This window comes from uncultured Fretibacterium sp., from assembly GCF_938040765.1.
Lineage (GTDB): Bacteria > Synergistota > Synergistia > Synergistales > Aminobacteriaceae > CAJPSE01.
On sequence record NZ_CALIAA010000139.1, the window covers coordinates 1 to 11978 of the forward strand.

Annotated in this window: 7 protein-coding genes; 4 read left to right on the forward strand and 3 right to left on the reverse strand. The window is 66.2% G+C overall.

Annotated features, from left to right (window positions below; genetic code table 11):
• Positions 1–276 precede the first annotated feature (276 nt).
• From Q0176_RS05215 to Q0176_RS05230, 4 genes are all read left to right on the forward strand, one after another.
• Positions 277–2451: a methylmalonyl-CoA mutase family protein gene (locus tag Q0176_RS05215; RefSeq protein ID WP_299299934.1), complete on the forward strand. Its 2175-nt coding sequence runs from the start codon at positions 277–279 to the stop codon at positions 2449–2451.
• Positions 2452–2524: 73 nt separating this feature from the next.
• Entirely contained in the window at positions 2525–4729 is a 2205-nt protein-coding gene (gene scpA / locus Q0176_RS05220; protein ID WP_299299936.1) for a methylmalonyl-CoA mutase, read from the forward strand.
• A complete protein-coding gene (gene meaB, locus Q0176_RS05225) occupies positions 4716–5831 on the forward strand; it encodes a methylmalonyl Co-A mutase-associated GTPase MeaB (protein WP_299299938.1) in 1116 nt (371 codons plus the stop codon). The genes scpA and meaB overlap by 14 nt, the downstream gene beginning before the upstream one ends.
• Before the next feature lie 66 nt (positions 5832–5897).
• Entirely contained in the window at positions 5898–7427 is a 1530-nt protein-coding gene (locus Q0176_RS05230) for an RNA-binding domain-containing protein (RefSeq protein WP_299299940.1), read from the forward strand.
• A 355-nt stretch (positions 7428–7782) separates the two neighbouring features.
• On the opposite strand, the gene raiA is transcribed toward Q0176_RS05230, so the two are convergent.
• The 3 genes from raiA to leuS form a co-directional block, all read right to left on the reverse strand.
• Positions 7783–8331, reverse strand: a complete 549-nt coding sequence (gene raiA / locus Q0176_RS05235) for a ribosome-associated translation inhibitor RaiA (RefSeq protein ID WP_299299942.1) — start codon at positions 8329–8331, stop codon at positions 7783–7785.
• A gap of 120 nt (positions 8332–8451) precedes the next feature.
• Positions 8452–9456, reverse strand: a complete 1005-nt coding sequence (locus Q0176_RS05240; RefSeq protein ID WP_299299944.1) for a hypothetical protein — start codon at positions 9454–9456, stop codon at positions 8452–8454.
• A gap of 49 nt (positions 9457–9505) precedes the next feature.
• On the reverse strand, positions 9506–11978 hold a 2473-nt coding region (leuS, locus tag Q0176_RS05245), incomplete at its 5' end, for a leucine--tRNA ligase (protein WP_299299946.1).

Here is an 11978-nt window from a genome sequence, read left to right on the forward strand (position 1 = left end):
TGCGGAAAAGCGGGAATCTTTGTGCCTCGCCTTCGAGGTATTGATATAATGGAAGAGAGCGGAGCGGCCTTCGGCGAATCGGGATCCCGGTAAGGAACGGGAACGGTCCGCCTCGGGCCGGGGGGCTCCGCAGAAGCCGGAAGGATGACGGTTCCCCCTGCGTTTTTGGGCGGTGGAACCCGGCAGTGCGGAGGATTTCTCCGGGAGGGTTTTGTTTATGGCCTTCCCGGTTGTGTGTGTTGGAGCTCCGGCATCATGCATTGGAGGGAATATCGTATGAGCAGCGAAAAGGCAAGGCAATCGGAGGACGGGCACCACTGCGGCGGGCGGACGGCTCCGGAGCCGCTGCCCGAGGTCGACTTCGGGGAGTTCGTCCCGTCGGATTACGAGGCGTGGAAGGAGGCGGCCGTCGCGGCCCTGAAGGGCGCTCCCTTCGAAAAGGCCATGTACACCTCCACCTACGAGGGCATCACGCTCGATCCGCTCTATACGGCGTCGGACACGCAGGACCTTCGGGCGGCCCGGACCTTTCCGGGTTCCTATCCCCTGCGCGGGGCCTCCGCGGCGGGGAACCTTTGCCGCCCGTGGGAGATCGCCCAGTTCTGCGACGAGACCCTGCCCGGCGATGCCCACGAGGGGATCGTGCACGAGCTCGACCGCGGGGCCTCCACCGTGGCCTTCGTCCTGGACGGCCGCACGCGGGAGGGGCTGGATGCCGACTCGGAGGGTGTTGAGGACGGCGGCGTCTCCGTCTCGTCGCTCGACGACCTGGACGCGCTCCTGGGCGACCTGCCGGCGCGCCGTCCCCTGTACATCCATGCCGGGGCGTCCGCCCTGCCCCTCCTCGCCCTGCTCGACGCCCTTGCGGCGAAGAGGAATTTTCCCCTCGGGAAGGTTGCGGGCTGCGTCGGCGCCGATCCCCTGGGGGCCCTGCTGGAACGGGGAAGTCTGCCTGCGGGGCTCGACGCGCTGTTCGGCGAGATGGCGCAGACGTTCGCCTGGGCCCGCGACCGGGAGACGCCGCTCCGTACCGTCCTGATCCGGGGCTCGGTGTTCCACAACGGGGGGGCCAGCGCCGTTCAGGAGGTCGCCTGTGCGATGACCTCGGCCATCGAGACGCTGCGCGCCCTCCGGGAGCGGGGGGTGGACGTCGCGGAGTTCTCCCGCCGCCTGCGCTTCGAGTTCTCGCTCTCCTCCAACTTCTTCATGGAGATAGCCAAGCTCCGGGCGGCCCGCTGCGTGTGGGCGCAGATCGCCTCGAGCTTCGGAGGGGACGCGGAGGCGCAGAAGGCGCAGATCTTCGGCCGCACCTCCCTCTTCACCAAGACGGTGTACGACCCCTACGTGAACATGCTCCGCAACACCACGGAGGCCTTCTCCGGCGTGGTGGGCGGCGTCGACGGCCTGACCGTCGGGTGCTTCGACGAGGCGCTGCGGCCCGGCTCGGAGTTCTCGCGCCGTGTCGCGCGTAACGCGCAGGTGCTGCTGCAGAAGGAGTTCAATCTGCTCCAGCCCGAGGATCCCGCGGGCGGCTCCTGGTACGTGGAGAAGCTGACCGACGAGCTGGCCCGGAAGGCCTGGGAGGAGCTCCAGAGGATAGAGGCGGCGGGCGGATTCCTGAAGAGCGTTCGCCAGGGCGTCATCCAACGGGACATCCAGTCCGTGCTGCAGCAGCGTTTCAAGAGGCTTGCGCAGCGTGCCGACCGTGCCGTCGGCACCAACATGTACCCCAATCCGGCGGAGCCCCTGCCGGAGTTCGCGGAGCCGGACCGGAGGGCGCAGCGTGCCGAACGCGCCGAGGCGCTTCGCCGATTCCGTGCCGGCCGGGACGAGGGGGCCGTCGAAAGGGCGCTGGAGGGGGCGGCCGCGTCCGGGACGGTCTCGAGCGCCGCGGACGCCGCCTCCGCCGGGGCGACGCTCGGCGAGCTGCGGGCCGCGCTGGGCCGGAAGGGGGACGGAGCCCTTTCCGTGGAGCCCATCCTGCCGCACCGCTGGACGGAGCAGTACGAGGCCATGCGCCGCCGCACGGAGGCCTTCGAGGCGGAGAAGGGGGACAACTTCAAGGTGTTCCTGGCGAACATGGGGCCGATCCCGCAGCACAAGGCGCGCGCCGACTTCATCGCGAGCTTCATGGAGGTGGCCGCCTTCGAGATCCTGAGGAACGACGGCTTTGCCGAGGTCGGGGAGTGCGCGGCCGCCGCCGCCGCCAGCGGGGCGGACATCGCGGTGATCTGCTCTACGGACGCGTCCTATCCGGAGCTGGTCCCGCCCCTGGCCCGCGCCATCAAGGAGCGCTGCCCGGGGATGGGCGTCTATCTGGCCGGCGCGCCGGCCGACGACTGCAAGGATTCCTACGTCGAGGCGGGCGTGGACGGCTTCATCAGCATCCGCTCCAACTGCCTGGAGACGCTGACCGGATTCCAGAGAGCGAAGGGGATGCTTCTGTCATGAGCGGGAGATTTTTCGAGAGGTCCATTTTGGGCGGATTTTCCGGATGGGATCGCCGGGAGGGGAGGTATTTTTGATGAGCTCGATGAGCCGGTACGCGGACCCCGATTTCACGCGGATAGACCTTCGGTCGCCGGAGGCGGGGTCGGCGTTCGACGCCGGGGAGTGGAGCCGCCGCTTCAGGGAGGAGACCGGGAGGACGCCGGAAGAGGCGTTCTTCCACACGATGGAGCAGATCGACGTGGCGCCCCTCTACGCGGAGTCGGACGGCCGCGGGTTCCCGCACCTGGCCTACGACATGCCGGGGCTGCCGCCCTTTCTGCGCGGACCCTATCCCACCATGTACGTCACGCGCCCCTGGACGGTGCGCCAGTATGCAGGGTTCTCGACCGCCGAGGAGAGCAACGCCTTCTATCGGCGCAACCTCGCCGCGGGGCAGAAGGGGCTTTCCATCGCCTTCGACCTGGCGACGCACCGCGGTTACGACTCCGACCACCCGCGGGTCGTCGGCGACGTGGGCAAGGCCGGCGTGGCCGTGGACTCCATCCTGGACATGGAGATCCTGTTCTCCGGCATCCCGCTGGACCAGATGTCCGTCTCCATGACGATGAACGGCGCCGTGCTGCCCGTCCTGGCCTTCTACATCCTCGCCGCGGAGGAGCAGGGAGTGGACAAGTCCGTCCTGAGCGGGACCATCCAGAACGACATCCTGAAGGAGTTCATGGTCCGCAACACCTACATCTATCCGCCCAAGGCCTCGATGCGCATCATCGGGGACATCTTCGCCTACACCTCGAAGTACATGCCCAAGTTCAACAGCATCAGCATCTCCGGCTACCACATCCAGGAGGCGGGCGCCACGGCCGACATCGAGCTGGGCTACACGCTGGCGGACGGCCTGGAGTACCTGCGCACCGGCACCCGGGCGGGGCTCTCCATCGACGCCTTCGCGCCGCGCCTGTCGTTCTTCTGGGGCATCGGCAAGAACTATTTCATGGAGGTCGCCAAGATGCGCGCGGCCCGGATGCTCTGGGCCAAGATCGTCAAGACCTTCAGTCCCGGGAATCCCAAGTCCATGGCGCTGCGCACCCACAGCCAGACCTCCGGCTGGAGCCTGACGGAGCAGGATCCGTTCAACAACGTGGAGCGTACCTGCATCGAGGCGCTGGCGGCGGCGCTGGGGCACACCCAGTCCCTGCACACCAACGCGCTGGACGAGGCCATCGCCCTGCCGACGGACTTCTCCGCGCGCATCGCGCGCAACACGCAGCTCTACATTCAGGACGAGACGAAAGTCTGCAAGGTCATCGACCCGTGGGGCGGCTCCTGGTACGTGGAGGCCCTGACGGACCGGCTGATCCGCCGCAGCTGGGGCCACATCCAGGAGATCGAGTCCCTGGGCGGCATGGCCGCGGCCATCGAAACGGGGCTGCCCAAGATGCGCATCGAGGAGGCGGCCGCGCGACGTCAGGCCCACATCGACTCCGGCACCGAGGAGATCGTCGGGGTCAACAGCTATCGTCTGGACAAGGAGGACCCGCTGGAGATCCTGGAGGTCGACAACACCGCGGTCCGTCAGGCCCAGATCGCGCGGCTGGAGAAGCTGCGCGCCATCCGGGACCCCGAGAAGGTCCGGGTCTGCCTGGACGCCATCACCAGGGCGACGGAGACGGGGGAGGGGAACCTGCTGGAGCTGGCCGTCGACGCGGCGCGGGCACGGGCGTCCCTGGGGGAGATCTCGGACGCGGTGGAGAAGGTCTGCGGGCGCCACAAGGCCATCATCCGCTCCATCTCCGGCATCTACAGCAGCGAGTTCGCGGACGAGGAGATCATCGCCGAGGTCCGCGCGATGACGGACGAGTTCGCGGAGAAGGAGGGCCGCCGGCCCCGCATCATGATCGCCAAGATGGGGCAGGACGGGCATGACCGGGGGGCGAAGGTCATCTCCACGGCGTTCGCCGACATGGGGTACGACGTGGACATCGGCCCGCTCTTCCAGACGCCCGCCGAGGCGGCGCAGGACGCCGTGGACAACGACGTGCACATCGTGGGCATGAGCTCGCTCGCTGCGGGGCACAAGACGCTGCTGCCCCAGCTGGTGGAGGAGCTGCGCAAGCGGGGACGTGAGGACATCATCGTCGTCATCGGCGGCGTCATCCCGGCGCAGGACTACGAGTTCCTGCGCGAGCACGGGGCGGCCGCCATCTTCGGCCCCGGGACGGTCATCCCCGTCTCGGCCAAGAGGGTGATGGAGGAGCTGAACCGCCGTGTCTTCGGGTAGGCCCGAGTGGGTTCCGGACGGGGCGGGCGGCGAGTTTGCCACGCGCGTCATGGGAGGGGTCGACGACGCCCATGACGGCATGGCCTATACGGCCCCGTCGCGTCCCGTTCCCCGCCGCCGCCAGCTCACGCTCCAGGACTATGTCGAGGGCGTGCTGGCGGGCGACCGCACGGTGCTCTCCCGCGCCATAACGCTGGTGGAGAGCAACGCCGCGGCGCACTTCGATCTGGCCCAGCAGGTCATCGCCGGGGTCCTGCCCCGAACGGGGCGGGCCGTGCGGGTCGGGATAACCGGGGTGCCGGGCGCGGGCAAGAGCACCTTCATCGAGGCGCTCGGGGTGGACCTCTGCCGGGAGGGGCGCAGGGTCGCGGTCCTGGCGGTGGACCCCAGCAGCAGCGTCACCAAGGGCAGCATCCTGGGCGACAAGACCCGGATGGAGAACCTGTCGCGCGAGCCGAACGCCTTCATCCGCCCCTCGCCCTCCGGCGGAACCCTGGGCGGGCTGACGCGCAAGAGCCGCGAGACCCTGCTGCTCTGCGAGGCGGCGGGGTACGACGTCATCCTGGTCGAGACGGTCGGGGTGGGGCAGAGCGAGGTCACGGTGCGGGACATGGTGGACTTCTTCATGCTGCTGGTCATCACCGGGGCCGGCGACGAGCTCCAGGGGATGAAGAAGGGCGTGATGGAGCTGGCCGACGCCATCGTGGTGAACAAGGCCGACGGGAACAACGTCATGAAGGCGGAGGCCACACGGGTGGAGTACGACCGCATCCTGCACTACCTCCGCCCCGCGACGGAGGGGTGGGTCACGCACGCCCATACCTGCTCCGCCCTGAGTCACGCGGGGATCTCCGAGCTCTGGGGCGTCGTCGGGCGCTTCATGGAGACGGTCAGGGCGTCCGGCGTGTTCGCCGAACGCCGCCGCCGTCAGGTCCTCTCCTGGGTCCACAGCATGGTGGAGGACCATCTGCTGCGCGACTTCTACGAGTGCGCCGCCGTGAAGGAACATCGGGCGGAGATCGAGGAGCGCGTCGTCCGCGGCGAGCTGGCCGCCACCCAGGCGACGCTGGAGCTCCTGAGGTGGTACGGACGGAGGACATAACGGATTCCATCCCTATATATTCCCTATATATCGGACCTGTGCTCCGTGTCGTTGGAGGGGAACACCATGGAGTTTGATATCGGGAAATTCGAGGAGTACCGGGAGGACAACCGCCTCGAGGTCAAGGAGGCGAAGGGCGGCCTGCCCAAGAGCCTCTGGGAGACCTACTCCTCCATGGCGAACGGCTATGGGGGCCTTATCCTGCTTGGAGTGAGCGAGAAGAAGGACGGCAGCTTCGAGACGGCCGGGCTTGACGCGAAGGACGTGGAGAAGCTGCGAAGGGACCTGTGGAGCGTCCTTAACGACGGCAAAAAGGTGAGCGTCAACCTCCTGGCCGAGGAGGATGTGAAGGACTGCAAGGTTGGGGAGGACCTTGTCCTCTCCATCCGCGTTCCGAGGGCGAAGCGCGAGGTCAGGCCCGTCTATATCAACGACAGCCTCTTTGACGGCACGTTCCGCCGAAACGGCGAGGGGGATTACCACTGTACACGAAGCGAGATCAAGGCCATGCTTCGCGACCAGACGGAGGAGACCTCCGACATGAAGGTCCTCGAGAATGTCGAGATCGGCGACCTGAACCTGGATACGGTCCACGCCTACCGAAACCGGCACAGTGCCTACCGCACCGGGCATGTCTGGGAAAGCCTGGGCGATGAGGAATACCTGGAGCGGATCGGCGCGGCAAAGAGGGGAGAGGCGGATAAAAGGCTGCACCCCACGGCGGCAGGACTTTTGATGTTCGGCGAGGAGTTTTGCATCCTGAACGAGTATCCGGAATACTTCCTGGACTACCGTGAGACGCTGGACCCCTCCATTCGTTGGACGGACCGTCTGCATTCGAGCTCCGGGGACTGGACGGGGAACCTGTTTGACTTCTTTTTCCTCGTGTACTCGAAACTTGTGAAGGACTTGAAGAGACCCTTCAAGCTGGAGGGCGTGACGCGCGTCGACGATACCCCCGTTCACAAGGCCCTCCGCGAGGCCCTGGCCAACTGTCTGGTGAACACGGACTTCTTCGTGGCGCGGGGCGTCGTCGTCAAGAAGGGCAGCGACGCCATCGTCATGGAGAACCCCGGCTATATCCGCACTGGCAGGGAGCAGATGCTGAAGGGTGGCATCTCCGACCCACGGAACAAGGCGCTGATGAAGATGTTCAACATGATCGGCATCGGGGAGCGCGCCGGGAGCGGCGTTCCGGATATCTATGCGGTGTGGGAGTCCCAAGGCTGGAAGGAGCCCGTCATTGGGGAACAGTACAACCCGGACCGCACGGTCTTAACGCTTGCTTTTACCCCAAAGCAAGCGGAAAAAGCAAGCGGAAAAAGCAAGCGGAAAAAGCAAGCGGAAAAAGCGGATGTGAACGGCAGCAAGGGTAAGGCCGCGAAGACCCTGGAGAACAGGGGGAAGATCACGGCTTTCCTTGCCTCCGAGGGGAGTGTTGGGACCGGGGAAATTGCACGGCATATCGGCCTCAGCTCGGCAAGGGGGCGGGTTCTTCTTTCGGAACTTGCGGAAGAAGGTGTGGTCCAGGCGACTGGAAATGGGCGGTCACGCCGGTATTGCGTTAAGCAGGCGACCGGCTCTCTGCGGCCGTAGGCCGCAGATGCCGTGTCGATCGCTTATGTCGATGCGCGGCACAATTGCCGCGCATCGACGCCAGCAGGCGACCGGCCCTGATGAAGCCTCTGATGAAGCCCCCTGGTGAAGAATCTAAACGACCAACTCGGCTCGCTACGCTTGCCGGTTGTCTGCTTATAAGCTCGAAAACGCAAATCAGAGATTTGCTTTCTCGCTTATAAGCGGCCCGCATAACTGGTGGGACAACTAGGTGCCGGGCACTGGAGTGAGTGGTGGAGCGCGCCGCATGGTACGCCCGTATCTCAAAAGAGCGGCCCCCTCGAGGGCCGCTCTCGCGTATGCTGCGTGTTTGTGGCGCGTTTTGCCGCAGCCCTTACTTCATGGGCTCCAAGCGTCCGTAGTTGCCGTCCTTGCGCTTGTAGACGACGTTGATGTCGCCCGTATCGGCGTTCTGAAACATGAAGAAGGTGTGTCCCACGAGGTCCATCTGCATCGCGGCCTCCTTTGGGTCCATGGGATGCACGGGGATCCTCTTCACCTTTTCGATGACGGGGTCCTGGAGCTCGATGCCCTCGAGGGGGGCCTCCACCGTTTCGTCCAGGCTGAAGGAGAACTCGGCGTCGCCCTGGTACTGCCCCTTCTTCTTGAGGTAGTCGTTGTGGCGCTTGATTTGGCGCTCCAGGTTCTTCAACGCCTGGTCGAAAGCCCTGCGGGGATCGTTGGCGTTCTCCTCCGCCCGCAGGATGACGCCATTGGCGTTGGCCGTCGTCTCCACGTTGAAGTTCCCCTTGTGAAGGCTGACGACCACCTGGCTGTTCAGGATCTTCCTGAAGAATTTTTCCAGTTTGGAGACCTTGCCCTCCATGTAGCCTCGCAGTTTGTCGTCGATCTCCGTCCCTCGCTGCACAAAACGTACTTCCATCGACCTTCGCCTCCGTTTCTCAGATAGCGGATAAGAGAGATGTTGAGAGCGGACCCGGAAGCCTGCCCGTGGCCGGACGCCTGCCCGCGGAGGGCGGCTTCCGCTTCGATTGTAGCACATTTACCTCTTGCCGTATCGGGACGGGGTGCGATCCGGTTTTTGTCCCGGTCCCTTACCGGAGGCGCGGCGCAGGAGCTCCCAGAGGAGGAGCTCGAAGTCCGGCCAGCCCCCGGCGGCAGAGGTTTTCTCCCTCCAGGAGAGGCCGGCGGCCCCCAGCATGAAGCGCTTGATCGCCTCCGCGCCGAAGTTCCCGAGGGCGAACCTGGACATCCTCACGGCGTGGTCCCGGGGACCGCCGGAGGCCCGCAGGGCCGCCGCCTCGTCCTCCGGGAAACAGGCCAGATAAAGCGCGGGCCGCAGGCGGTTGCCCAACGCGGCCAAAAGACGCAGCGGGGAGGGATCGGACCGGAGGTGCCACAGGCTCCGCACCACCTCACCGTGGCGGGCCTGACAGAGTCCGTCGAGAAATTGAAGCAGTGCCTTGGCCCCCTCGTCGAAGGAGAGCGCCCTCACGTCGTCGACCCCGATCTCCCTGCCGGAGGCGTAGAAGGACAGCTTGTCGAGCTCCGAGCGCAGCTCCTCCTGGGACTCCAGCGACTCGCCCAACAGGGCCGCGGCCGCGGGGTTCAGCCGGCAGCCGCGCTCCCGGGCCAGGCCGAGGAGCCAGTCCTTTCGCTTCCAGGGCGGTACGGACGCCTCCGCCTTGAGAAAGAGAATCCTCTTGAGTGCCAGGGTCTCCCTGGAAAAAATCTTCCGGGTGTCCCCCGCGAAGGTCGCGACGACGACGCTCTCCGCCTCGTCGCCCTCCTGGCCGTCCTCCAGGATGGAGGCCAGCTCGTCGGGAAAGGGACCCAGCGCCTCCGCGCCCTCGGCCACCGTGACCGTCCGGGCGTCGAACAGGCCGCGCCCGCCCGCGGAGGCAAAGAGCTCCTTCCAGTCCCGGAACGCCGTGCCGGCCTCGAGCTTTCCCGCCAGGGCGAAGCCTTTTTCGGAGAGGGCCGCCAGCTGCTCCGCGAGCTGACGGCGCTGGCCCTCGTGCCCCTCGATTACGATGAGGCGGGACATGGGAAAGGGTCGGACATGGGGGGATGCCGATGTCGAGCGCCCGGGTGCCTCAGCCCTTGACGACGATGTTGACCAGCTTGTCCGGGACGACGATCGTCTTGACGACGGGGCGCCCGTCCAGGCGTTCCCTGACGGTGGGGTCGGCCATCACCCGGGCCTCGAGTTCCGCGCCGTCCAGCCCGGCCGGCAGCTCCAGCCTGGCTCGGACCTTGCCGTTGATCTGCACGACGACGGTCACGGCATCCTGAGCCAGGGCGTCCGCCTCGGCGACCGGCCAGGGGGCGACGCTGATGGGGTCCGCGTTGCCCAGCATCTCCCAGAGCTCCTCGGCGATGTGGGGGGAGAACGGGGACAGACAGTTCAGCAGGACGTTCACGGCCTCGCGCCGCAGGGCGTCCGCCTCCGCGCCCTCGGCGGCGAAGGAGTAGAGGGCGTTGGTCAGCTCCATCAGGCGTGCGATGGCCGTGTTGAACTGCTTCTCCCTGTCGATGTCGCGGGTCACCGCCTCGATGGTCGTGTGGATCCTGCGCTTGAAGTCCCGCAGGACGGGGTCCTGAAGCCGATTCATCGGGATGGGATCTCCTGTGGACCTCAGGACGTCGAGGTGCTCCTCGACGTAGCGCCACACGCGTCCCAGGAAGCGGTGCGCTCCCTCCACGCCCCTCTCCGACCAGTCCAGATCGTTCTGGGGCGGCGCGGCGAAGAGGATGAAGAGCCGGACCGTGTCCGCGCCGTACTTTTCCACGATCTCCGTCGGGTCCACGACGTTGCCCAGGGACTTGGACATCTTGGCGCCGTCCTTGATCACCATGCCCTGGGTCAGCAGGTTGATGAAGGGCTCCCGAACCTTCATCATCCCGATGTCCGCCAGGAACTTCGTGAAGAACCGGGCGTAGATCAGGTGCAGGCAGGCGTGCTCGATGCCGCCGATGTACTGGTCCACGGCCATCCAGTAGTCCACGTCCGCCCTCTCGAAGGGGGCCTTCGTGTCGTCGGGCGAGCAGTAGCGGTTGAAGTACCAGGACGAGCAGAAGAACGTGTCCATCGTGTCCGCCTCCCGGGTCGCGGGAGCGCCGCACTGCGGACAGGTCGTGGCCAGCCACTCGGGCATGTCCAGAAGGGGAGAGCGCCCGACGTCCTTCACCTCGACGTCCTCGGGCAGCAGAACGGGGAGCTGTTCCTCCGGGACGGGCACGACGCCGCAGTGCGGGCAGTGCACGAACGGGATGGGCGTGCCCCAGTAGCGCTGGCGCGAGATCAGCCAGTCGCGCAGGCGGAAGTTCACCTCGCGCTTGCAGAACCCCTCGCGCTCGCCCCAGGCGATCATCGTAGGGATGGCCCGGGCCGTCGGCAGGCCGTCGAACTGGCCGGAGTTGCAGGCGATGCCGTCGTCCTCGAAGGCGGCCGTCATCGTCGCGCCGTCCAGGTGCCCGCCCTCCGGCTGGATGACGGGGATGACCTCGATGCCGTACTTGCGGCAGAAGTCGAAGTCGCGCTGGTCGTGAGCGGGGACGCCCATGATGGCCCCGGTGCCGTAGTCCGTCAGGATATAGTTGGCGATCCAGATGGGGATGGGCTTCCCCGTGACGGGGTGCCGGCCGCAGAAGGGGGTCCTGCAGCCCAGCTTCTCCGCGCCGGCGTCGGAGCGCTCGATCGCGCTCTGAGCCCCCACCTGGGCCACGAAATCGCTCAGCTTCCGGGCCTCGTCCTCAGGCAGACGCTCGATCATCCTCCTCACCAGCTCGTGCTCGGGCGCCAGGGCGATGAAGGTGATGCCGAACACCGTGTCGAACCGCGTGGTGAAGGCCTCGATGGTGTAGTCCAGCTCGGGGACGCGGAAGGTGAGCTGCGCGCCCTCGGAGCGGCCGATCCAGTTGCGCTGCATAATGCGCACGCGCTCCGGCCAGCCTCCGAGCTTCGTCTCGATGTCGTCCACCAGCTCCTGAGCGTAGTCGGTGATCTTGATGAACCACTGCCGGAGGTTCTTCTTGGTGACGGAGGAATGGCAGCGCCAGCAGTGCCCGCCGTCCACCACTTGCTCGTTGGCCAGGACGGTTCCGCAGGACCCGCACCAGTTGACGGGCGCCTCCTTGCGGTAGACCAGGCCCTTTTTGTACATCTGAAGGAATATCCACTGATTCCACCGGTAGTAGTTCGGGTTGCAGGTCTCGACGCGGCGTCTCCAGTCGTAGCTGTAGCCCATGCTCTTGAGCTGGCTGGTCATGTGCTCGATGTTGTTCCAGGTCCAGTCGTGCGGCTTGGTCCTGTACTTGATGGCGGCGTTCTCCGCGGGCATTCCGAACGCGTCGAAGCCCATGGGGTAGAGGACGTTCATCCCCTTCTTGCGGAGAAAGCGCGCGAGCATGTCTCCCATGGAATAGTTGCGGATGTGCCCCATGTGCAGGGCTCCGCTGGGGTAGGGAAACATCTCGAGACAGTAGAACTTGGGACGCGAGGGGTCCGTCTCCGCCTCGAAACACCGCTTCTCCTGCCATACCCTCTGCCATTTGGCCTCGACCGCC

Coding starts and splice junctions, on each gene's coding strand:
- Q0176_RS05215 (WP_299299934.1), top strand. CDS start 277: ATGAGCAGCGAAAAGGCAAGGCAATCGGAGGACGGGCACCACTGCGGC.
- scpA (WP_299299936.1), top strand. CDS start 2,525: ATGAGCTCGATGAGCCGGTACGCGGACCCCGATTTCACGCGGATAGAC.
- Q0176_RS05230 (WP_299299940.1), top strand. CDS start 5,898: ATGGAGTTTGATATCGGGAAATTCGAGGAGTACCGGGAGGACAACCGC.
- raiA (WP_299299942.1), bottom strand. CDS start 8,331: ATGGAAGTACGTTTTGTGCAGCGAGGGACGGAGATCGACGACAAACTG.
- Q0176_RS05240 (WP_299299944.1), bottom strand. CDS start 9,456: ATGTCCCGCCTCATCGTAATCGAGGGGCACGAGGGCCAGCGCCGTCAG.